This window comes from Novosphingobium anseongense (assembly GCF_037482895.1).
GTDB classification, from domain to species: Bacteria; Pseudomonadota; Alphaproteobacteria; order Sphingomonadales; family Sphingomonadaceae; genus Novosphingobium; species Novosphingobium anseongense.
This window is the reverse complement of record NZ_JBBHJZ010000001.1, coordinates 1,120,033-1,142,742: the sequence shown is the minus strand read 5'-3', so window position 1 is coordinate 1,142,742 and position 22,710 is coordinate 1,120,033. Positions and strand designations below refer to the sequence as shown.

At 67.6% G+C, this 22,710-nt stretch carries 19 protein-coding genes and 1 tRNA gene; 12 read left to right on the top strand and 8 right to left on the bottom strand.

Going from position 1 to position 22,710, the window contains the following annotated elements; translation table 11 throughout:
• Positions 1-13 precede the first annotated feature (13 nt).
• Positions 14-493: a peroxiredoxin gene (locus WG901_RS05495; RefSeq protein ID WP_339585997.1), complete on the bottom strand. Its 480-nt coding sequence runs from the start codon at positions 491-493 to the stop codon at positions 14-16.
• Positions 494-679: 186 nt separating this feature from the next.
• Here WG901_RS05495 and WG901_RS05490 point away from each other — a divergent pair, with 186 nt between their 5' ends.
• The 9 genes from WG901_RS05490 (at position 680) to trxA (ending at position 14,556) form a co-directional block, all read left to right on the top strand.
• Positions 680-1,204, top strand: a complete 525-nt coding sequence (locus WG901_RS05490) for an S-adenosyl-L-homocysteine hydrolase (RefSeq protein ID WP_339585996.1) — start codon at positions 680-682, stop codon at positions 1,202-1,204.
• A 276-nt stretch (positions 1,205-1,480) separates the two neighbouring features.
• Positions 1,481-2,887 carry an adenosylhomocysteinase gene (gene ahcY, locus WG901_RS05485; RefSeq protein WP_339585995.1) on the top strand — a complete coding sequence of 469 codons (1,407 nt, stop codon included), beginning with the start codon at positions 1,481-1,483 and terminating at the stop codon, positions 2,885-2,887.
• Positions 2,888-3,074: 187 nt separating this feature from the next.
• A complete protein-coding gene (locus WG901_RS05480) occupies positions 3,075-5,432 on the top strand; it encodes a sensor histidine kinase (RefSeq protein ID WP_339585994.1) in 2,358 nt (785 codons plus the stop codon).
• Positions 5,429-5,878 carry a tRNA (adenosine(37)-N6)-threonylcarbamoyltransferase complex ATPase subunit type 1 TsaE gene (gene tsaE, locus WG901_RS05475; RefSeq protein ID WP_339585993.1) on the top strand — a complete coding sequence of 150 codons (450 nt, stop codon included), beginning with the start codon at positions 5,429-5,431 and terminating at the stop codon, positions 5,876-5,878. The genes WG901_RS05480 and tsaE overlap by 4 nt, the downstream gene beginning before the upstream one ends.
• A complete protein-coding gene (locus WG901_RS05470) occupies positions 5,869-6,858 on the top strand; it encodes an aminoglycoside phosphotransferase family protein (RefSeq protein ID WP_339585992.1) in 990 nt (329 codons plus the stop codon). The genes tsaE and WG901_RS05470 overlap by 10 nt, the downstream gene beginning before the upstream one ends.
• The gene (locus WG901_RS05465) at positions 6,855-7,574 is read left to right on the top strand and encodes a nucleotidyltransferase family protein (protein WP_339585991.1); all 720 of its coding nucleotides are present in this window, start codon (positions 6,855-6,857) and stop codon (positions 7,572-7,574) included. The genes WG901_RS05470 and WG901_RS05465 overlap by 4 nt, the downstream gene beginning before the upstream one ends.
• A complete protein-coding gene (gene addB, locus WG901_RS05460) occupies positions 7,567-10,542 on the top strand; it encodes a double-strand break repair protein AddB (protein ID WP_339585990.1) in 2,976 nt (991 codons plus the stop codon). The genes WG901_RS05465 and addB overlap by 8 nt, the downstream gene beginning before the upstream one ends.
• A 141-nt stretch (positions 10,543-10,683) precedes the next feature.
• A complete protein-coding gene (gene addA / locus WG901_RS05455) occupies positions 10,684-14,157 on the top strand; it encodes a double-strand break repair helicase AddA (RefSeq protein WP_339585989.1) in 3,474 nt (1,157 codons plus the stop codon).
• 78 nt (positions 14,158-14,235) lie between these two features.
• A complete protein-coding gene (gene trxA / locus WG901_RS05450) occupies positions 14,236-14,556 on the top strand; it encodes a thioredoxin (protein WP_339585988.1) in 321 nt (106 codons plus the stop codon).
• On the opposite strand, the gene WG901_RS05445 is transcribed toward trxA, so the two are convergent.
• From WG901_RS05445 to WG901_RS05435, 3 genes are read right to left on the bottom strand one after another with little or no spacing between them, the layout of a single operon-like run.
• Positions 14,553-15,317 (bottom strand): inositol monophosphatase family protein, encoded by a 765-nt coding sequence (locus WG901_RS05445; RefSeq protein WP_339586650.1) that lies wholly within the window; start codon positions 15,315-15,317, stop codon positions 14,553-14,555. The genes trxA and WG901_RS05445 overlap by 4 nt on opposite strands.
• A gap of 32 nt (positions 15,318-15,349) precedes the next feature.
• Positions 15,350-16,576, bottom strand: coding sequence for a bifunctional glutamate N-acetyltransferase/amino-acid acetyltransferase ArgJ (argJ, locus tag WG901_RS05440; RefSeq protein ID WP_339585987.1), 1,227 nt, complete (start codon positions 16,574-16,576; stop codon positions 15,350-15,352).
• Between the two features lie 47 nt (positions 16,577-16,623).
• Complete coding sequence (locus tag WG901_RS05435) at positions 16,624-17,160, bottom strand: hypothetical protein (protein WP_339585986.1); 537 nt, start codon at positions 17,158-17,160, stop codon at positions 16,624-16,626.
• A 203-nt stretch (positions 17,161-17,363) separates the two neighbouring features.
• Between WG901_RS05435 and WG901_RS05430 the strand changes: the two genes are divergently transcribed.
• Positions 17,364-17,642: a hypothetical protein gene (locus tag WG901_RS05430; RefSeq protein ID WP_339585985.1), complete on the top strand. Its 279-nt coding sequence runs from the start codon at positions 17,364-17,366 to the stop codon at positions 17,640-17,642.
• A gap of 81 nt (positions 17,643-17,723) precedes the next feature.
• A complete protein-coding gene (secA, locus tag WG901_RS05425) occupies positions 17,724-20,456 on the top strand; it encodes a preprotein translocase subunit SecA (RefSeq protein ID WP_339585984.1) in 2,733 nt (910 codons plus the stop codon).
• Between the two features lie 41 nt (positions 20,457-20,497).
• Here the strand turns inward: secA and WG901_RS05420 are convergent, their stop codons facing one another.
• Positions 20,498-20,698: a hypothetical protein gene (locus WG901_RS05420; protein WP_339585983.1), complete on the bottom strand. Its 201-nt coding sequence runs from the start codon at positions 20,696-20,698 to the stop codon at positions 20,498-20,500.
• A gap of 275 nt (positions 20,699-20,973) precedes the next feature.
• Here WG901_RS05420 and WG901_RS05415 point away from each other — a divergent pair, with 275 nt between their 5' ends.
• Positions 20,974-21,198: a hypothetical protein gene (locus WG901_RS05415; protein WP_339585982.1), complete on the top strand. Its 225-nt coding sequence runs from the start codon at positions 20,974-20,976 to the stop codon at positions 21,196-21,198.
• A 66-nt stretch (positions 21,199-21,264) separates the two neighbouring features.
• Here the strand turns inward: WG901_RS05415 and WG901_RS05410 are convergent, their stop codons facing one another.
• From WG901_RS05410 to WG901_RS05400, 3 genes are all read right to left on the bottom strand, one after another.
• The gene (locus WG901_RS05410; protein WP_339585981.1) at positions 21,265-21,618 is read right to left on the bottom strand and encodes a hypothetical protein; all 354 of its coding nucleotides are present in this window, start codon (positions 21,616-21,618) and stop codon (positions 21,265-21,267) included.
• Between the two features lie 87 nt (positions 21,619-21,705).
• A tRNA-Asn gene (locus tag WG901_RS05405) sits at positions 21,706-21,780 on the bottom strand.
• An 85-nt stretch (positions 21,781-21,865) separates the two neighbouring features.
• Positions 21,866-22,645 carry an NAD kinase gene (locus WG901_RS05400; RefSeq protein WP_339585980.1) on the bottom strand — a complete coding sequence of 260 codons (780 nt, stop codon included), beginning with the start codon at positions 22,643-22,645 and terminating at the stop codon, positions 21,866-21,868.
• Positions 22,646-22,710: the final 65 nt, after the last annotated feature.

Below are 22,710 nucleotides of genomic sequence, written 5' to 3'. Positions count from 1 at the left end.
TGGAGCGAAAGGCTCAGAGCTGCTCGAGCAGGTGCTCGGCCGAGCTGACCTTGAATTCGCCGGCTGCCTCGACGTTGACCTGCTCGACGACGCCGTCGTTGACGAGCAGCGAGAAGCGCTGGCCGCGGTGGCCGAGCCCGCCGCCGGTCAGGTCGAGCGGCAGGCCGAGCGCCTTGGCGAAATCGCCATTGCCGTCGGCCAGCATGGTCACGTCCGACGAGCCGTCGGCACGGTTCCAGGCGCCGAGCACGAAGGCATCGTTGACCGCGGTGCAGACGATTTCGTCCACGCCCTTGGCCTTGAGCTCGCCGGCCTTCTCGACATAGCCCGGCAGGTGCTTGGCCGAGCAGGTCGGGGTGAAGGCGCCGGGGACCGAGAACAGCGCGACGCGCTTGCCCTTGAAGTAGTCACCGGTCTGGACGTCTTCGGGGCCGTTCTCGCCGGCCTTCTTGAGTTTCACGTCGGGCAGTTTTTCGCCAACGGCAATGGTCATCGCATCATCCTTCCTAATGGGAATCGGTCAAAGAAATCTGGGCCGCCGGAGATATAGGCCAAGGCTGCCGCGCGACAACGGCCGACCATGCTTTATTTCTCCTTAACCGCCGAAATTGAAGCGATGCTAACGACGCCGGGCGCATTGGATTTCTCGCGGGGACGCTGCTCCGCGGGGAGACTACCGATGACACCGAATTACACGGCGGCGCGTGCTGCCGACACCAAGATGCTGGGCTCTTCCTTGCTCGGTTCGACGATGCTGGGACTTGCCGCGCTGACGCTGGGCATCGCCGCCGCGACGCCCGCGCATGCCGCCGGTTCGATGAGCGGTGCCGAGAAGGTGCGCCGTCTCGACATCATGCTGATGGTGACCGGCCTGCGCTGCCGCACCACCGCCGACAATTTCCAGGCCGACTACAGACGCTTCACCACGAACCAGCTGTCCGATCTGAACGCCGCCAACGCCGAGCTCAAGGGTGAGATGGCGCGCCGCTATGGCGCCGCCGGCGCCCAGCGTGCGCTCGACCGCCTGAGCACCGTCATGGCCAATGGTTACGGGCAGGGGCACCCGTGGCTCGGCTGTGCCGAACTCAAGTCTGTGGCGCGCAATCTCGCCACCGTGCGCGGTCGCGCGACCTTGGAAGAAGCGGCCGATCAGCTGCTGTCCGACTATGGCTCGACGACGCGTCTCGCCTGGGCCGGTCGTTAAGCGACAGCGCGCGGTCGGTATCTCCCCAACCTCTGCGGGGAACGGTGGGCGGCTCCTGAGAAGGGGCCGCCCATTCGCGTTCTCGTGCTGATATGAAGCGGGTGCGGCTTCCTATCAGCAGATCATCTGCGTGAACTGCCTGGCGATCATATAAAGCAATCTTTATATTTGCCACCTAATGCCCGCCTGGGCTAAGGGCGGGGCAATCGTGCAACCGCCCGTCCTTGCATCCGGCAGGGTCGGATCGCGGGTTCAAGCAGCAGGAGTTTCCCCACCGTGGCTAGCGTCGCAGAAGTCCAGAACGACTACGTCATCGCCGATATCGGCCTCGCCGATTTCGGTCGCGCCGAGATCAAGATCGCCGAGACCGAAATGCCCGGCCTGATGGCGCTGCGCCAGGAATTCGGCGCCTCGCAGCCGCTCAAGGGTGCGCGCATCACCGGCTCGCTCCATATGACGATCCAGACCGCGGTGCTGATCGAAACGCTCGTCGCGCTCGGCGCCGACGTGCGCTGGGCCACCTGCAACATCTTCTCGACCCAGGATCACGCCGCCGCGGCGATCGCCGCTGCCGGCATCCCCGTCTTCGCGATCAAGGGCGAGAGCCTGGCCGACTATTGGGACTATGTCGGTTCGATCTTCGACTGGGGTGATACCACCTCGAACATCATCCTCGACGACGGCGGCGATGCCACGATGTTCGCGCTCTGGGGCGGGCGCGTCGAGGCCGGCGAAAAGCTGTTCGAGCCGACCAACGCCGAAGAGATCGAATTCGTCCGCGCGCTCAACGCCTTCCTCAAGGCGAAGCCCGGCTACCTGACCGAGACGGTCAAGGCGCTCAAGGGTGTGTCGGAAGAGACCACCACGGGCGTCCACCGCCTCTATCAGATCGCCAAGGAGGGGAAGCTCCCGTTCCCGGCGATCAACGTCAATGACTCGGTCACCAAGTCGAAGTTCGACAACCTCTACGGCTGCAAGGAATCACTGGTCGACGCGATCCGTCGCGCCACCGACGTGATGCTGGCCGGCAAGGTCGCCTGCGTTGCCGGCTTCGGCGACGTCGGCAAGGGCTCGGCCGCCTCGCTGCGCAATGGCGGCGCCCGCGTGCTCGTGACCGAAGTCGATCCGATCTGCGCGCTGCAGGCGGCGATGGAAGGCTACGAGGTCGTGACGATGGAGGAGGCCACGGGCCGCGCCGACATCTTCGTGACCGCCACGGGCAACGAGCACGTCATCACCGCCGAGCACATGAAGGCGATGAAGCCGATGGCGATCGTCTGCAACATCGGCCACTTCGACTCGGAGATCCAGATCGCCGCGCTCGACAACTACAAGTGGACCGAGGTGAAGCCCGGCACCGACCTCGTCGAGTTCCCCGACGGCAAGCAGATCATCATCCTTGCCAAGGGCCGCCTGGTGAACCTGGGCTGCGCCACCGGCCACCCGAGCTTCGTCATGTCGTCGTCGTTCACCAACCAGGTGCTGGCGCAGATCGAGCTCTTCACCAAGGGTGAGAACTACAAGAACGAAGTCTATGTTTTGCCCAAGCATCTCGATGAGAAGGTTGCGGCACTTCACCTCGAGAAGCTCGGCGTGAAGCTTACCAAGCTGACCCAGAAGCAGGCGGACTACATCGGTGTGACCACCGAAGGTCCGTTCAAGCCGGATCACTACCGCTACTGATCGCGGCCTCGCGTCGGGCTTCGCATGAGGCTCGGCGCCGCGCGATCGGGAAACGCCGATCTCACCTTGCGGGTGAGGTCGGCGTTTGCGTTTATACCCACCGCATCTGTGGGCGCATCTGCGAACACGGCGAAGAGCGGGTGGCATCCCCTTGTAATCCTACCCGCCGCCTCATACCCAAGATGCGATGATCCTTAGCCAGACCGTGCTTGTCCTCCTGGGAATGCTGCTGGCAGCCTGGACGCTCGCCGCGGGTTGGGCGATCGTGATGGCGCGGGTGCGTCAGCAACGCGCCGAGGCCGGCCAGCGTTCGATGCGCCGGCTCGCACGCATGATCGACGAATCGCCCGCGCTGCCGCTGCTGGTCCGCGCCGATGGGCGGATCGAGGCGCCGCAGCGCCTGGCCAACTGGCTGGGGCTAGAAACCGTGCCGCAGTTCCTTACCGAGCTCGATACGGGCGACAAGGGCCTGACCGCCGAACAGCTCGCCGAGTTGACCACGGAGGTCCGCCGCACCCAGAAGACCGCTGCGCCGTTCCGCATGGTGGCGACGCCGCGCGGGTCGCGCCGGTCGTTGGCTTTGCGCGGCCACCTTGCCGATCCGCACGTCTCGCCGGGTGGGGCTGCGCTGGTCTGGGTCTTCGACTTTTCCGATAGCGAGAGCGAACTGGTCAAGCTGCGCGCCGAAGCCGCGCGCGCGCGCGGCGATTTCAGTGCGCTCGTCTCGCTGATCGAAGCCGCGCCGATGCCGATGTGGTTCCGCGGCCACGACGGGCGGCTGCGGCTGGTCAATTCGGCCTATGTTGCCGCGGTCGCGGGCAAGAATGCCGAAAGCGTCGTCGAGAAGGGTACCGAACTCGTCGAGGCGGTAGATGGGCTCACCGCCGCCCAGGTCGCGCTTCAGGCCGCGCAGCAGAAGCTGCCCATCGAGCGCATGGTCCACGCGACGATCGACGGCGCACGCCGCGCATTGCGCGTCAGCGATCTGCCGCTGATCGACGACGGCATCGCCGGCTATGCGATCGACGTCGAGGACCTCGAGGAGCTGGGCCGCGAGTTCAAGGCGTTCCGCGATGCGCAGCGCTCGATGCTCGATCAGCTTTCGGCGGGCGTCGCGCAGTTCGATCACAAGCGGCAGCTGACCTTCGCCAACCAGCCCTTCCAGCGCCTCTTCGCGCTGACCCCAGCGCACGTGCTCAATCCGCCGCCGTTCGAGCGCCTGCTCGACATCGCGCGTGACGCCGGCCGTGTGCCCGAGGCGCGCGACTATCAGGCCTGGCGCCGCGAGAAGGCCGACTGGTTTGCCGCCAGCGAGGCACAGGAAGAGGCCTGGCCGCTCGGTGACGGCACTCATGTGCGTATCGTTGCGCAGCCGATGCCCGATGGCGGGCTCGTGCTCGTGGCCGAGGATCGCACCGAGCAGCTGCGCCTTTCGGCGGTGCGCGACACGTTGCTGCGCACGCGCACGGCGACCTTCGACAGCCTGTTCGAATCGATCGCGGTCTTCGCGCCCGATGGTCGCATGCAGCTGTGGAACCGTCGCTTCGCCGCCGACTGGGGGCTCGACAGCGATTTCCTCGACACGCACCCGCACATCGAGGATCTGCTCAAGCGCATCGCCGCGCGGCTCATGCGGCCGCCGCAGGCCAAGGGCGTGGGTAACGTCGTCCGTGCCGCGACGCTCGATCGCAAGCAGACTGGCGGCCGCGTCCACTTGGCCGACGGCCGCACGCTCGAATTCGCCGGCGTGCCGCTGCCCGATGGCAACGGTCTGCTGACCGTGCTCGACATCACCGACTCGCAAAAGGCAGAAGAAGCCTTGCGCGAACGCAATGCCGCGCTGGTCGAGGCCGATGCGGTCAAGACGCGCTTCCTTGCCAACATGAGCTACGAGTTCCGCACGCCACTGACTTCGATCGGCGGCTTTGCCGAACTGCTCCAGGCGGGGCTGGGCGGCGGCCTGTCCGACACCGGTCAGGAATATGTGACCGCGATCCTCGCCTCGGTCGAACGCCTGGGCGAGCAGATCGAGTCCGTGCTCGACCTCTCGCAGAGCGAAGCCGGCATCCTGCCGCTCGCGCGCGAGGAGATCGACCTCATGCCCTTCGTCACGCGGCTGGTCGAGGAGCGCGAACCGCGCATCCGTCGCGCCGAACTCGCGCTCGATCTGCGCGGCAACAAGGCTACGGCCGGGCGCATATCGGGCGATCCGCGCCGGCTCGGCCGGGCGCTCGGGCACCTGCTCGACAATGCCATCCAGGCGACCCCCGGCGGCGGCCGCATTCTCGTCGAGCTGTCGCGGCACAAGGTCAAAGGGCAGGATTGGGCGCGTGTGGTCATCTCGGACAACGGTCCCGGCATGGACGCAGCTATGCTTGCGCGGGCGCTTGGCGGCCTGAAAGTCAGCGCCGACGGCAAGGCCGTCGAGCGCCGTCAGGGCCTGGGTCTGCCGCTCGCGCGTCAGCTCGTCGAGGCGCACGGGGGCACGCTCGAGCTGCTGTCCGAGCCGGGCCAGGGGACAGCGGCGATCGTCGAACTGCCGTGAGGATCGATCTGCCCGATCTGCACGCGATGGAGCGCTTCGGCCAGGCTATCGCCGCGAAACTTCAGCCGGGTGACGTGGTCGCGCTTTCGGGCGGGCTGGGAGCGGGGAAAACCACTCTCGCGCGGGCAATCATCGCCGCGCTCGGCCACCTGGGCGAGACACCATCGCCGAGCTTCGCTATCGTCGAGCTCTACGAACCGCCCTCGACCCGCATGCCTCTGGTTCACGCCGACTTCTACCGCCTGTCGCACCCGGCCGAGGCCGAGGAAATCGGGCTCGACGACTACCGTCAGGGAGCGGCGCTGCTGGCCGAATGGCCCGAGCATGCCGGCGGTTTCGGGCATGAGCCGGGCTGCCTCGCGATTGCGCTCGAAGATGTGGGCACCGGGCGGATTGCGATTGTGGAGGCGGGGGCGGATTGGCTAGGGCGGCTGCCATGTCTCTGACCGTGATGCCCGAAGGCCTGGACCATTTCCTCGACAACGCCGGCTGGGGCGGCAGCGAGGTCGAGCCGCTTGCCGGCGACGCCTCGTTCCGCCGCTACTTCCGCATCCGGCGCGGCGACAAGACCGCGATGCTGATGGACGCGCCGCCGCCGCACGAGGATCCCGGTCCGTTTCTGCGCGCTGCCAAGTGGCTCGACAGCAACGGCATGCGCGCACCGCGGATCCTGGCCGAGGACGCAGGACGCGGGCTGGTGCTGCTGGAGGACTTCGGCCTGGCGCGGATGCGCGACTATCTCGATCAGTGGCCCGCCGACGAGCGCGAAGTCTATCGCGCTGCGGTCGATGCGCTGGTCGATCTCCATCGCCTGCCGTCGGGGCCTTTCCTCGACTACGGCATTCCCGAATACCAGCGCGAGGCGAAGCTGTTCGTCGACTGGTACTGCCCGGCGCAGAACCTCTACGTCGACGGCGCGGGCTATGCCGAGGCCTGGGAGCAGGTGCTCAAGCCGCTGGCGTTGCGTCAGCGCCCCGGCGTCACCGTACTGCGCGACTATCACGCCGAGAACATCATGCTGCTCGGCGAACTGCACAAGCAGGGTCTGCTCGATTTCCAGGACGCGCTGATCGGCCACCGCGCCTACGATCTCGTCTCGCTGCTGCAGGACGCGCGCCGCGACGTCTCGCCCGAGCTCGAGGCTGAGATGTTCGATCACTATATCCAGAAGACCGGTGTCCCGGCCGAGGACTTCTTCGCCGACTACGCAAGGCTCGGCGCGCAGCGGAACGCCAAGATCGTCGGCATCTTCGTCCGCCTGTGGAAGCGCGACGGCAAGCCGCGCTACCTCGATCTGATCCCGCGCGTCTGGGCGCTGCTCGAACGCGATCTCGCGCATCCGGCGCTGGCGCCCGTGGCGGCCTGGTTCGACGCGAACGTGCCGGCAGAGCTGCGTCAGGCGGGCGGCGGGAGCTACGATCTGTGAGCGATCTCGCCTCCGATACCGCCATGGTCATGGCCGCGGGCCTCGGCAAGCGCATGCGGCCGCTGACCGCGAGCCAGCCCAAGCCGCTGGTCCGCGTCAACGGCAAGGCCTTGATCGACTACAGTCTAGACGGGCTTGCCAATGCCGGCGTCGCCAAGGCCGTGGTCAACGTTCATTACCTCGCCGACGCGCTCGAAGCCCATCTTCAGGCGCGCAAGAAAGGGCCGGAAACCGCGATTTCGGACGAGCGCGACCTGTTGCTCGAGACCGGTGGCGGCATGGTCAAGGCGGCGCCGCTGCTGCCCGATCCGTTCTTCTGCCTCAACAGCGACAACATCTGGCTCGACGGTCCGCGCAACGTGTTCCGCGAGTTGTCCGACCGCTGGGATGCTGACAAGATGGACGCGCTGCTGCTCGTCGTGCCGCATGCGCGTGCGTTCAACTACGAGGGCAAGGGCGACTTTCATCTCGATCCGCTCGGCCGGATCAGCCGTCGCCGCACGGGGCGGATCGCGCCGTTCATCTATACCGGTATCCAGATCGTTTCGCACCGGCTGCTGCGCGAAGCGCCCGCGGGCGCTTTCTCGACCAACGTGCTGTGGGAGCGCGCGATTGCCGAGGAGCGGCTCTACGGCCTGTCGCACACGGGCCTGTGGTGCGAGGTCGGCGAGCCCGGCGCGATCGCGCCGACCGAGGCGCTGCTGACGCGTGCCTGAGGGCCCGCGGATCTACTCGATCGCCGCGCACCGCGGTTTCGCCGATGCGCTCGTCGCGGGGCTGATCCCGCGCTATTCGGACGGTGAACTGGGCCTCGCCCGGCTGACCCTGCTGCTGCCGAGCCAGCGCGCGGTGCGCACCGTGACCGAGGCCTTCATTCGGCTTTCGGGTGCCGGCATGCTGTTGCCGCGGATGGCGGCGGTGGGCGATCTCGATCTCGACGAGACGCTGGGCGCGCTGCTTGACCCGCTGGGAGCGGGCGCAGAAGTCCCGCGGGCGGCCGATCCGACTTGGCGTTGGCTGCGGCTCGCGCATCATTTGCGGGCGGTCGAGGGCGACGAGGCGGGGCAGGGCGCAGCGCTGCTGCGGCGGGCTTTCGAACTGGGGCGGACGATGGATCGGCTGCTGGTCGAGGGGATTGCTCCGATCGACCTGCTGTCCGAGGAAGTCGTTGGAATCGTTGGAGACCTGGCGCGGCACTGGCAGGATTCGACGCGGGCGTTCCTGATGGTCCAGGCGCATTGGAACGCCGAACTGGCCGAGCGCGAGATGGTCGATGCGCCGACGCGGCGGAACCTGCTGTTCGATCATGCCGCCGCGCGCTGGGCCGAAAATCCCCCGCGAAATCCGGTGGTTGCGGCGGGGGTGACCAGCGCCTCGCCGGCGCTGGCGCGGCTCTTGCGGGTGGTTTCGGCGCTGCCGAAAGGCGCCGTGATCCTGCCCGATCTCGACCTTTCGCTCGACGCAGAGGTATGGGATTCGCTCGGAAACGCAGGCAAATCCGTGTCTGCAGATGCCCCGCAATTCGGTCGCAACGACGCTGCAAGCCATCCGCAATACCACCTCAAGCTGCTGCTCAACCGCATGGGAATCGCGCGCGACGAGGTGCAGCCCTGGCATCGCGCCGGGATGAGCGCCGCGCCGCCCGAGCGCAGCCGCGCGATTTCCAACCTGTTCCTGCCGCCCGCGGTCTCGGCGCGCTGGGTCGAGCTGCCCGCCGACCAGCGCCGCCTCTCGGGCGTGCGGCTGATGGAGACCGCGCATCCGGGCGAGGAGGCGCAGGCGATCGCCGTGCTGATCCGCGAGGCGCTCGAGCAGCCCGAGCGTCGGGTCGCGCTGATCACCCCCGACCGCGGGCTCGCCGGCAGGGTCGTCGCGCTGCTGCAGCGCTGGGGCATCGAGGCCGACGACACCGCCGGCCAGCCGCTGGCGCTGACCCCGGCCGGGCGCCTGCTGCTGCTGCTCGCCGAACTCGTCGCCGAGCAGGCTGCGCCGGTGCCGCTGCTCGCGCTGCTGACGCATCCGCTGGTTTCGGCCGAGGCGGATCGCCCGGCCTGGCTCGAAGCCGCGCGCAGCCTCGACCTTGCCTTGCGCGGTCCGCGGCCTGCGGCCGGGCTCGCGCCGATCGCCGCGGCGGCGGACAAGGGCCGTGTGCGCGACTGGTGGGGCGGGGTCGAGGCCATGCTCGCGCCGCTGTTCGCTTTCGCCGACGACGCCTCGCTCGCCGACCTGCTCGAAATGCTGGCCTCGGTTGCCGAAGCGCTCTGCGGCACCGCGCTCTGGGGCAAGCCCGATGGGCGCGCGCTGTCGTCCTTCGTCGAGGACCTGCGCGAGGCTGCGCGCGCGGCCGAAACCCGCATCGATCCGCGCGAGCTACACGCCGTGCTGCGCGACGCGATGGACCGCCAGGCCGTGCGCCCACCGTGGGGCGGGCATCCGCGCGTTGCGGTCTACGGCCTGATCGAGGCGCGGATGAGCCGCGCCGACCTGGTGATCTGCGGCGGGCTGACCGAGGGCGTCTGGCCGGCCTCGCCGTCGCCCGACGCGCTGCTGCCGCCGGCCGTGCTGCGCGCGCTCGGCGTGCCGGGCGCGGACTTCCGCATTGGTCTGTCGGCGCACGATCTCGCGGCCGCGCTCGGCGCGCCCGAGGTCGTGCTGTCCTGGGCGCAGCGCGACGAAGGCGCGCCGGTGATTCCCTCGCGCTTCGTCCTGCGCGTCAAGGCCATGCTCGGTGAACTTCTCAAGGCGCATGAAGAGACCCGCGCCGTCACCCTGGCGCGCGCGATCGACGATGCCGCACCGGCGCCGCGCTACGAACAGCCGCAGCCGATGCCCAGTGCCGAGCAGCGCAAGGTCGAAATCGCCGTGACCGGGCTCGATCGCCTGCGCGGCGATCCCTACCAGTTCTACGCGAGCTCGATCCTGCGGCTGTCCTCGCTCGATGCGCTCGACGCCGAACCCTCGGCCGCCTGGAAGGGCACCGCGGTCCACGCGATCCTAGAACGCTGGCACAAGGACGGCGGCGACCTGCTGCAGATCGCCGACGAGGAGTTGGACAAGATGAGCGCGCACCCGCTGATGCGCACGCTCTGGCGTCCGCGGCTCGTCGCGGCGCTGGGCTGGATCGGCACGGAGATCGGCCGCCTGCAGGCGGAGGGTCGCACGGTCCTGGCCAGCGAACGCAAGGGCGACATGCTGGTCAAGGGCGTGAGAGTCCACGGCCGCGCCGACCGCATCGACCGGCTGCCCGACGGCAAGCTCGCCGTGGTCGACTACAAGACCGGCCAGCCGCCTTCGCGATCGATGGTCCAGGAGGGCTTCGCACTCCAGCTCGGACTGATCGGCATGATCGCCGAGCAGGGCGGCTTCGAGGGCGTCTCGGGCGCGGCCGAGCGCTTCGAATACTGGTCGCTGTCGCGCGATCCCAAGCAGCGCGGCGAGAATGCCTTCGGCTATTGGGAAGAGCCGATCCTCGAAGACAGGCGCCGCACGGGCATTCCGCGTGAGGAATTCATCTCGGAGACCACGCGCTATCTGATCGAGGCGATCGATCGCTGGATCCTGGGTAGCGAGCCGTTCACCGCGCGGCTCAATCCCGACATCGGCGGCTACAACGACTATGACCAGCTGATGCGGCTCGACGAGTGGCTGGGCCAGCTCGGCGGGGAGGGCGACGATGCGGAATGAGCTAGTCCAGATCCTCCCCTGCAAGGGGAGGGGGACCGCGCGCGAAGTGCGTGGTGGAGGGGTGTCGCCCTCTCCGAAACGGGGACACCCCTCCGTCAGGCCTGCGGCCTGCCACCTCCCCTTGCAGGGGAGAATCTCGGCATGAGCGGCCTCGCGAAGGTCCACCCGCTCCACGGCAACCAGATGCACGCCGTCGCGCCCGAGGAGACCGTCTGGCTCTCGGCCTCGGCGGGGACGGGCAAGACGCAGGTGCTGTCGTCGCGCGTGTTGCGGCTCCTGCTTCAGCCGCGGGTCGAGCCGTCGCAGATCCTTTGCCTGACCTTCACCAAGGCCGGCGCGACCGAGATGGCCGCGCGCATCAACGGCACGCTGGCCGAATGGGTGCGGCTGCCCGATCCCGCGCTGTTCCAGCGGCTCGAGGCGATCGGCGCGCCGTCCGACGACGAGACGCGCGCCCGCGCCCGCACGCTGTTCGCGGCGGTGCTCGATTGCCCGGGAGGCGGCCTGCGGATCGATACGATCCACGCCTTCGCGCAGTGGTTGCTCGGTGCCTTCCCGCACGAGGCGGGACTGGTGCCCGGCACCCGGCCGATGGAGGATCGCGACCGCGTGCTGCTCGCGCGGCAGGTGCTGGCCGAGCTGCTGACCGCGGCCGAGCGCGAGCCGCTCGGCGATCCGCAGATGCTCGCGGCCGTCGCCGACCTGTCGCTGCGCATGGGGCCCGAGGACGTCGAGGCCTATCTGCTGCGCTGCGCCGAGGCGCGCGAGGCCTGGTTAGGCACGGGCGCCTGGCAGGAACCGATGCGGCCACGGATCAACCAGTTGCTCGGGCTGCCGGCCGATGCCGATGCGGATTTCCTCGCGACGATCTGCGCCGACGACGCCTTCGACGTGCGTGCGCTGCGCCGCTGTCTCGACGTCAACCGCGAGTGGAAGGCCAAGACGGGGCAGGAGAACGCCGCGAAGATCGAGGCCTGGCTGGTCGGCGCGCCCGAACAGCGTGCCGCCGGGCTCGATGCGCTGCACGGCGTGTTCTTCACCAAGGAGGGCAAGCTCCGCGCGACGACCTCGCTCGACAAGCTCGATCCGGGCTATGCCAGCTACGTCGCCGACGTCGGCGAATGCATCGCTGCGGCGCGCGCCATGGCCAGCCTGCTCGCGCTGGCCGATCGCCTCGTGCTCGCGCTGCGGCTCGGCCGCGCCTTTGCGCTGGCCTGGGACGAGGCGAAGAAGCGCGAGGGGTTGATCGATTTCGACGACCAGATCCGCCAGGCCGCGGCGCTGCTCGCGACTTCGGATCTCGCCGAATGGATCCGCTACAAGCTCGACCGGCGGTTCGATCACATCCTGGTCGACGAGGCGCAGGATACCAATGCCGCGCAGTGGCGGATCATCGACGCCCTGACCGGCGATTTCTTCGCCGGGCTCGGCCAGCACGACGAAAAGCTGCGCACGCTGTTCGTCGTGGGCGACTACAAGCAGGCGATCTTCCGCTTCCAGGGCACGAGCCCCGAGAACTTCGAGCAGGCGCGCCAGCGCGTGAAGCAGGCGATGCGCGGCGCGGTCGATGCGGCGCAGGACATGCGCCTCGCCGAGCACGAACGACCGCGACCTTTGCGCGAATACGGGCTCGACCGCTCGTTCCGCACGGCGCAGCCGGTGCTCGATTTCGTCGACGCCGCGCTCGAAGGCATCGGCCACGAGGAGATCGGCCTGCGCGAGGCGCCCGAGGTGCATCAGGGCGAAGCGCGGCCCGGCTATGTCGCGCTGTGGCGGCCCGTCGGCCTCGTCACCGAGGACGATCCTTTCGCGCCCGAGGAAGAGGAACCGGTCGAGGAGAACTGGTTCTCGCGCGCCGACCGCAAGCTGGCCGAGCAGATCGCCCAGCAGGTCAGGCGCTGGATGCATCACGGCTTTCCGCTGGTGAAGGGCGGCGCGCGGCGCGCGGGGCCGGGCGACGTCATGATCCTCGTCCGTCGCCGGCGCGAGCTGGCCGGGCTGATCGTCGCGCGGTTGCACGCGGCGGGCGTCCCAGTCGCGGGTGTCGACCGCCTGCGCCTGGGTGCGCCCTTGGCCGTGCGCGATCTCGTCGCGGCCTTGCGCTTCGCCGCGCAGCCGTTCGACGATCTCAATCTCGCCTCGCTGTTGGTCTCGCCGCTGCTGGGCTGGACGCAGGAAGACCTGCTCGCGCATGGCTACCGCGACAAGGGCATCAGGCTCTGGTCGCACTTGCGCCAGATCGGCCATCCGGTGGTCGATACCCTGAACGAGCTGCTGCGCCTGGCCGATTACGATCCGCCGCAGGCGCTGCTCCACTGGCTGCTCGTCGGGCCGTGGCAGGGGCGGCGCAAGCTGATCGCGCGGCTCGGGCGCGAGGCCAACGATCCGATCGACGAACTGCTCAACGCCGCCTCGGCCTATGCCGCGAACGCGACGCCGAGCCTCGTCGGCTTCCTCGCCTGGTTCGATGCGGGCGAGGGTGAGTTGAAGCGCGAGGCGAGCGGCGCGGGCGATCTCGTGCGCGTCATGACGGTCCACGGCTCGAAGGGCCTGCAGGCGCCGATCGTGATCCTGGCCGATGCCGCGGGCAATCCCGCTTCGCGCGGCGGGCGGCTCGACCTGCCCGATGTCCACGAGCCCGAGCGCAAGATCCCGCTGCCGGGGCTGCGCAAGGAGGATCGCGTCGGGCGGATCGCCGAGCATCACGCGGCGATCGAGCGCGAGGAGATGCAGGAGCATTGGCGGTTGCTCTACGTCGCGATGACGCGCGCCGAGGAGGCGCTGTTCATCGGCGGGGCGCTGAGCGCGCGCGAGAAGGTGCCCGCGGAGAATTCCTGGTACGCCAAGCTGGCGCTGCTGTTCGGACCCGACGACGAGGTGGCCGATCCGCTGTGGACCGCGCGGTTCGAATGGGGCGCGCTCGGCGAGCTGCCGCCGGCGGCGCCGGGCACGCGTTCGGTCGAACTGCCTTTGCCCGAGCCGCTGCCGGTCTGGCTCGAACGCGGCGCACCGGCCGAGCCGCGTCCGCCCAAGCCGCTGGCGCCTTCGGCGCTCGGCGAGGACCAGTCGCCCGATCCGCCCTGGCCGCCTGGGGCGGGCAGCCAGGCGGCGCGGCGCGGCGTGCTCGTGCACAAGCTGCTCGAACGCCTGCCCGAAGTGCCCGAAGCCGCGCGCGGTGAGGCGGGCGCACGCTGGCTGGCGCGCAACGCCGAGGAGCTCGATCCTGCGCAGCGCGACGACCTGCTCGCCGCGGCGCTCGAGGTGCTGGCGCACCCCGACTGGCGCGACCTGTTCGTGCCCGAGGGCCTCGCCGAGGTGCCGATCGCGGCCGTGGTCGGCGGGCAGGTGGTATCGGGCAAGATCGACCGGCTGCTGATCGAACCGACACGCGTGCGGCTCGTCGACTTCAAGACCGCGCGGCGGCCGCCGGCCGATGCGTCCGAAGTGCCCGTCGCGACCTTGCGACAGATGGCGGCCTATGCGGCGGCGCTCGAGGCGGCCTATCCGGGGCGCGTGGTCGAGGCGGCCTTGCTCTACACCGCGGCGCCGCGGCTGATCGCGCTGCCGGCGGAGGTTCTTGCGGAACACAAGCGCGTCTTGCTCGCTGCGGAGTAATCCTATTCGTCCCCGCCGTTGCCAAGCGGCACGGCATCCCTAGATTGCACCACGAAAACAGATTCAGGAGTACCTTACATGCCGACCAAAGCCGTGACCGACGCCAGCTTCGCCGCAGACGTGCTCGAATCCAGCACGCCGGTGCTGGTCGATTTCTGGGCCGACTGGTGTGGCCCGTGCAAGATGATCGCCCCCGCGCTCGAAGAGATCGCCGAGGAGCTCGAAGGCAAGGTCAACATCGTCAAGATGGACATCATGGAGAACCAGCAGATCCCCGGCGAAATCGGCGTCCAGTCGATTCCGCTGCTCGTGCTGTTCAAGGACGGCAAGCCCGCCGCCCAGAAGCTCGGCGCCGCGCCGAAGAGCCAGCTCAAGAGCTGGATCGAAAGCGAACTCTAAAGCTTGACCATCCGCGCGGCGAGTTCGTCCCACAGGGCCGGGCTCGCCGCCGCGATCAGGCCCTTGCGGTCCTCGTCGACGCGATAGGGCGAACCGTCGATCCGCGCGGCCTTGCCGCCCGCCTCGTTGACGAACAGCACGCCCGCGGCGTGATCCCACGACAGCGTGCGCTCGAAGATCGACAGGTCGTTCGTGCCCAGCACGATGCGCGGATACTGCTCGGCCGCGCAGCGCGGAATGTCGACCATCGTGTAGTGCGGCGCGATCTGCGTCTTGAGCGCCTCGCGCCGGGCCGGATCGGCGAAAACCAGCGAAATCGCGGCGATCGGCGGGGTCTGCCCCGTGCTGCGCGCGGTGATCCGCTGGTCGCCGATGAAGGCGCCCTGGCCGCGGTGCGCGTGGCACAGGCGCTGGGTCAGCGGGTCGTAGATCCAGCCCGCGACGGTCTCGCCGGCCTCGGCCAGCGCGATGAGGATGCCGAAGGGCGGCTTGCCCGCGGCGTAGTTGTTGGTGCCGTCGATCGGATCGATGATCCAGCACAGCGCATCGCCGAGCCGCGCGAGCAGAGACGGGTCGGCGTGCGCGGCTTCCTCGCCGACGATCGCCGCTTCGGGCAGCAGCTTGGCCAGGCTCTCGGCGAGGATCGCCTCGCTCTCGGTATCGGCCACGGTGACGACGTCGTCGGCGGCCTTGGCGTCGATCTGGTCGGCCGAGAGTGCCTGATAGTGCGGCATGATCGCACGTGCCGCGGCGTCGCGCATGATCGCGGCGACGGCTTGGGTCAGCGCCTGAGTCACGAGCGGTAATCCGCGTTGATCGAGATGTAGCCGTGGGTCAGATCGCAGGTCCAGACCGTGGCGCGGCCTTCGCCGAGGCCAAGATCGACCTCGATCGAAATCTCGCGGGTCTTGAGATGCGCGGCCACCGGCGCCTCGTCGTAGTCGGCCAGCGGCTGCCCGTCCTTCGCCGTCCAGGTGCCACCAAAGCCGATCGACAGCTTGTCGCGGTCCGCCGGTTCGCCGGCCTTGCCCACCGCCATGACGACGCGGCCCCAGTTGGCGTCCTCGCCGGCGATCGCAGTCTTGACCAAGGGCGAGTTGGCGATCGCCAGGCCGACCTTGCGCGCGCTCGCGTCGGAGACCGCGCCGGTCACCGCAACGGCGATGAACTTCTGCGCGCCTTCGCCATCCTTGACGACGAGGTGCGCGAGCTGGCGGCAGACGTCGTGCAGCGCGGCGGCGAAGGCCTCGGCGCCGGGGCTGTCGAACGAGGCCAGCGGCGCATTGCCCGCGGCGCCCGTGGCGAAGGCGAGCACGGTGTCGCTGGTCGAGGTGTCGCTGTCGACCGTGATGCACGAGAAGGTCTCGACATTGGCGGCCGAGAGGCACTGCTGGAGGAAGGCCGGCTCGACTGCGGCGTCGGTGAAGACGTAGCCGAGCATCGTCGCCATGTCGGGCGCGATCATGCCGCTGCCCTTGATGATCGCGGCGAACTCGATGCGCTTTCCGTCGACGATTGCCGAGGCGGTCGCGCCTTTGGCGAAAGTGTCGGTCGTGCCGATCGTTCTGGCCGCATCCTCCCACGAGCAGGGCTGCGCCGTCAGCGCAGCTTCCACACCTGCGCGCGCCTTGTCCTTGGGCAGCGGCACGCCGATCACCCCGGTCGAGGAGACGAAGACCTGATCCTGCGCGCAGCCGAGGTGCGCGGCGACCTGACCCATGATGACCTCGACCGCCTCGCGGCCGCGATAGCCGGTGAAAGCGTTCGAATTGCCGGCATTGACCACGAGCGCGCGTGCGCGTCCCTGCTGGATGTTGTCGCGACCGATCTCGACCTCGGACGAGCAGCAGACGTTGCGCGTGAACACGCCCGCGACGGCGGTGCCCTCTGTCAATTCGACATAGGTCAGGTCGCAGCGGCCCCAGTCCTTGTAACCGGCGCGCGCGATGCGCGGCGTCACGCCGGCGATGGCCGGCAGCGCGGGGAAGGGCGAGGCGAGCGGAGAGACGGCGTCGGACATGGCGCTTCGCCTAGTCAATCACGGCAGTCCCCGCAATCGCGAAGGCTTCAGGCCGCGCTGGCCATCGATGGCGGCGTGTCGCCGAGGCGCGCGCGGATACGCTCCGTCACCGCGCTCGCATATTCGTCGATCAGTTCGACGGGCTGGAGCGGCGGGGTCGTGTCGAAGCCGTAGGGTGGGTTGAACCACCACAGGCGCCGGCTGCCTTCGAGATCGCAGCGCGCGATCGCGTGCGAATGGGCGTTGAAGCGCTCGACCACGGCAACGGCGGGAACGGCGAAATTGAAGTCGCGGTGCAGTCCGCGCACCGCGCCGTCGATCAGCATCGTGCTGGTCACGCAGACGACGTGACCGTCCCATTTGTCGGGTGTCGCATTGCCCATGAAACCAATGACATGGTTGCCTTCGTCCGACGCCTGCCAAAGTTGGCAGGGCAGCAGATTGGCGGCGATGTTGAAACGACGAAACACATCGACGGCGATGCGAGAGACTAGCGGGCAAAAGGTCTCGTAAAGGCTTGGAACGACTTCAAATAAGTCTTCCGCCAAGGCCTGGCTGATGGTCAGTTCCCAGGATTTCGTCATTTTAATATTGCCTTAACCAAGATCCGACCTCGCCTAAACGGTATCATCGCGCTTGGTTTGCGCTCAACCGAGTGAATGCTGCACTGCGGTATCCCGTGCTCTGGCAGAGACGAATTGTGACAACACCGCGACGAGCGGGGAAAATCACCGATCCACACGTCACCGCACTGGACGAGCGACTCGTCTTTTCCTATCTGCCATGCATGGCCACCCGCCTGCTGTTGACCCTTCTGGCCCTGTTCACGGGCCTTGCCGCGCAGATGAGCCCGGCACAGGCGCGGATTCGCGCCGAGGGCACGAGCGAGATCGGGGTCTTCGCGGCGATCGTTCGCAGCGAAAACGCCGCCGTCGCGCGGCCTGCCGTGCGCGCCCCCCTGGCCGATCCGGGCAAGCGGGAAGAGCGCTGCACGATCGTCGTCATGCGTCAGGACGCAGATTGCGCTCCTCCCGTCATGCTCGGGATCGATCGCGCGCGCGAATAAGCGCTTTCACGCGTTCACCATTTCGATGGCGCGTGCCGATCCGTGCGCGCCGAATCCGCACTACAATTCAGGAATTCCGCTATGTTCGGGGCAATCGCCAAGGCCGTTTTCGGCTCGTCCAATGACCGTTACGTCAAGTCGCTCGACAAGGTCGTCAAGCAGATCGCGGCTTTCGAGCCCACGCTCGAAGCACTGAGCGACGACGAACTGGTCGCCCAGACCGCCAAGTTCCGCCACCTGCTGTCCGAGGGCACCTCGCTCGATGACCTGCTGCCCGAGGCCTTCGCCACGGTGCGCGAAGCGGGCAAGCGCGTGCTCGGCATGCGCCACTTCGACGTGCAGATGATTGGTGGCATCGTCCACCACCGCGGCGAGATCTCCGAGATGCGCACGGGCGAGGGCAAGACCCTGGTCGCCACGCTCGCAACCTATCTCAATGCGCTCGAGGGCAAGGGCGTTCACGTCGTCACGGTCAACGACTACCTGGCCCGCCGCGATGCCGACTGGATGGGCCAGATCTATCGCTTCCTCGGCCTGACCGTCGGCGTGATCGTGCCGAACCTCACCGAGGAACAGCGCCGCGAGGCCTATTGGTGCGACATCACCTATGCCACCAACAACGAACTCGGCTTCGATTACCTGCGCGACAACATGAAGCACGAGCGCGGGCAGATGGTGCACCGCCCCTTCAACTTCGCGCTGATCGACGAGGTCGACTCGATCCTGATCGACGAGGCGCGCACGCCGCTGATCATTTCGGGGCCGACGGACGACAAGTCCGAGCTCTACATGCAGGTCGACGCGGTGGTTAAGCAACTCGTCCCCGAAGACTACGAGGCCGACGAGAAGCAGAAATCCATCGTCCTGACCGAGGACGGCGTCGAGAAGGTCGAGCGCATGTTCGAGGCCGCGGGCATGCTCGAAGGCTCGAACCTCTACGACATCGAGAACACACAGGTCGTCCATCACCTCGACCAGGCGCTCAAGGCGATCGTCATGTTCAAGCGCGACATCGACTACATCGTCAAGGACGAGAAGGTCGTCATCATCGACGAGTTCACCGGCCGCATGATGGACGGCCGCCGCTGGTCGAACGGCCTGCACCAGGCGGTCGAGGCCAAGGAGGGCGTCAAGATCGAGCCCGAGAACCAGACGATGGCCTCGATCACCTTCCAGAACTATTTCCGCATGTACCCCAAGCTCGCGGGCATGACCGGCACGGCCGCGACCGAGGCGCCCGAATTCTTCGACATCTACAAGATGAACGTCGTCACGATCCCGACGAACGTGCCCGTGCAGCGCATCGACGAGGAAGACGAGTTCTACAAGAACACGCTCGACAAGTTCGCCGCCATCGCCAAGCTGATCCGCACGAAGTACGACAGCGGCCAGCCGGTGCTCGTCGGCACGGTCTCGATCGAGAAGTCCGAGCTGCTGTCCGACTTCCTTCAGAAGGAAGGCGTCAAGCACAACGTCCTCAACGCGCGCTTCCACGAGATGGAAGCCCATATCGTTGCCCAGGCTGGCCGCCTCGGCGCCGTGACGATCGCCACCAACATGGCCGGCCGCGGCACAGACATCCAGCTTGGCGGCAATGTCGAGTTCCGCGTCGAGGACGAGTTGAAGGATCTGGCCGAAGGGCCCGAGCGCGATTCCGCGGTCGCCCGGATCAAGGCCGAGGTCGCCGAACAGAAGCAGCAGGTGCTAGCCGCCGGCGGTCTCTGCGTGATTGGTACCGAGCGTCACGAGAGCCGCCGCATCGATAACCAGCTGCGCGGCCGTTCGGGCCGTCAGGGTGACCCGGGCCTGTCGAAGTTCTACCTCTGCCTCGAGGACGACCTGCTGCGCATCTTCGGGCCGGACACGCTGTTCGCCAAGATGATGAACAACAACCTCGCCGATGGCGAGGCGATCGGTTCGAAGTGGCTGTCGAAGGCGATCGAGACCGCGCAGAAGAAGGTCGAGGCGCGCAACTACGACGTGCGCAAGCAGGTCGTGGAATACGACGACGTGATGAACGACCAGCGCAAGGTCATCTACGAACAGCGCGCCGACATCATGGATGCAGATACGGTCGACGACGTCGTCGTCGACATGCGCAACGACACGGTCAATGCGATCGTCGCCGACGCCTGCCCGGCGGGCTCCTATCCCGAGCACTGGGACATCGAGGGGCTCAAGGCGCGCGTACAGGACGTGCTGGCGCTCGACCTGCCGATCGAGGACTGGCTCGAGGAAGACGGCGTCGATCCCGAACTGATCGAGGAACGCCTCTCGGCCCTCGCCGACGCCAAGATGGCCGACAAGATCGCGGCCAACGACGAGACCGTGTGGCGTCAGGTCGAGAAGAGTGTGCTGCTCGACCGTCTCGACCAGCATTGGAAAGAGCACCTCGCAACGCTCGACGCGCTGCGCCAGGTCGTGTTCCTGCGCGCCTATGCGCAGAAGACGCCGATCAACGAGTACAAGCAGGAAGCCTTCGGTCTGTTCGAGAAGATGCTCGAAGCGATCCGCGAAGACGTGACGCGCATCCTGACCACAAGCGAACTGCAGTTCTCGCAACCCGCTGAAATGGACCTGCCCGAACTGCCCGATTTCCTGACGGGCCATATCGATCCGTTCTTCACGCCCGAGGCCGGCAGCGAAGTCAGCGCGATTCCCGTGTTCGGCGGTGGCGGCGCGGCCAGTGCGATCATCGATGCGGGCGTGCGCCCGGGCGAGGATCCCTATGCCGACCAGAACCTCAACCGCAACGCGCCGTGCCCCTGCGGTTCGGGCAAGAAGTACAAGCACTGCCACGGCGTGGCGGGCTGACCTCTCGGCCTTCCTGCCTTCGTGGCGGGAAGGCTTTCGCGTCAGGCTGCTAGCGGCAGTTCTTCGCCCGGTGTTTCGCGAAACAGCCGGATCACGGTTTGCGCGCTGCGGCTCGCGGCGTAGGAGCGCGCCATCTGCTGGGCGTACCAGGCGCCATATTCGGGGCTGATGGTTTCGGCCGCGGTCTGCGCGGGGGCCTGAACGCCGACCGATCCGAACAGCTTGCGGGCGGTGAGGGTCATGGTGGGTCTCCGATCTCGTTTCCGCCGGGGCGGGCGGTCTCCATGAGTTCCTTATGGGCTTTCGGCTGCCGAGCCGCGGTGAGCGGACGCACGCCGCGGCTGTGTTTTTTGTCACCGGCACGGGCTGCGAGCCGTTGTGCGGTTGCGATCAAGCGGTCGATCGGCCGTTTACAGCGGCTTGGCGCTTAGTTAACGCCCGAGGCAGCGTGCCCGCGTGATGCGGATGCCGGACCCCCTCCGGCGCGCGAGGGCGCGTGCGATTGAAAGGAGTTTCGATGACGAAAGTAATCAAGGGCGCAACGATCATCGCCCTGGCAGCCATGGGTATGAGCCTCTCTGCTTGCGGAAGCGAGACGGCCAATGCCAATGCCACCCCGACCCAGGACTCGGCTGACCTGACTGCCGCTGCGATCGACAGCGCGCCTGCGGCCGCAGTTCCCGCGCCGACCGACACGGCGACGCCTGCTCCCAGCGGCACGCCGTCCGCGCCTGCGCACTAAGCGGCAAAACAGCTTGGCAGAGGCCGGCTCCCGCAAGGGCGCCGGCCTTTTTCATGGGCTGGACCGCTAGAAGACTTCGATCAACTGAGCGCCGGTTTCGCGCAATGCCGTCGTCACGCTCAACAGGTTGTCGTGGTGGACGGGGACGGTGAGCTGAATCGCCCCATTGAGCGGGGCGTCGGGACGCTCGGCGTGACTGGGGAGGCCAGAGGCGTGGTCACCCCCGCTGGCTTGCGTGCCGGCGCTGTTCTCGTCGGCCACGGGTTCGACATAGATGAAGGCGGGATCGATCCCGTATTCCTGCGCGAGATGCTCGACCGCCAGTTCGGCCTCGGCCCGCGTGCGGAATTGCGCGGTAAGCCCGTCGAGTTCGCGACGCGCGGCGCTGGTTTGGGGCTGTGTATGCTGCAGATCGGCCATGGCAACCTCCTGCGAGGTCAACGTCTGTGGCTGAAGAGCGTTCCGCACCAGTCTATGCGGCGGATATTTCCGGCGAAGCGGAAAATTTGGCTCCCTGAGTAGGATTCGAACCTACGACCAAGTGATTAACAGTCACCTACTCTACCGCTGAGCTATCAGGGAGCAGCCCTCTCGGGCAGGGGTGCGCCTATAACAGCGCCGAAAACTTTGGCAAGTCACCCCAACGACAAAAACTGTTTTTTTGCGCCTAAGCCTGGAATTGCTCGGCGAAAATGCGCTCCTCGAGGCTGGCGCCGGGATCGAACAGCAGGGTGAGTTCGCGGTCGCGCGCGGTGCAGATGCGCACGTCGCGCACGTCGCGCACTTCCTTCTGGTCGGCAACCGCCGAAACCGGGCGCTTGGCAGGCTCGCGTACGCGGAATTCGACCTCGGCGCTGTCGGGCAGGATCGCGCCCTTCCAGCGGCGCGGGCGGAACGGGCTGATCGGCGTCAGCGCGAGCATGTTGCAGCCCAGCGGCAGGATCGGCCCGTTGGCCGAGAGGTTGTAGGCGGTCGAGCCGGCGGGGGTCGAGACCAGCACGCCGTCGCCCGCGAGCTCGGCCATGCGCACCTTGCCGTTGATCTTGACCTCCAGCTTGGCGGTCTGGCGCGTTTCGCGCAGCAGCGAGACCTCGTTGATCGCGTAATAGCTGAACTCCTGCCCGTCCTGCGTCGTCGCGCGCATCTCGAGCGGGTGAACGGCGATCTCACGCGCGCGGCCGATGCGTTCTGCGATCGTGCGCTTGGTGCCGTTGCGGTTCATCAGGAAGCCGACCGTGCCCAGGTTGACGCCGTAGCAGGGGCGCAGGCGGCCCTTGTCGAGCATTTCGTGCAGCACGTGCAGCAGGAAGCCGTCACCGCCGAGGACGACGAAGACATCGGCATCGGCGGGCTTGACCCAATCGTGCGCCTTGCGCAGCGTCTCGGCGCCTTCCTGCGCCTTGATGCTGTCCGAGACGATCAGCGCCAGCTTCTTGTCCGTGGCCACGCCAAACTACTCCAAAATCCCGTTCGCGAGGGGAGCTGTGGTAATTTGAATGCTTTGGCAAGGGC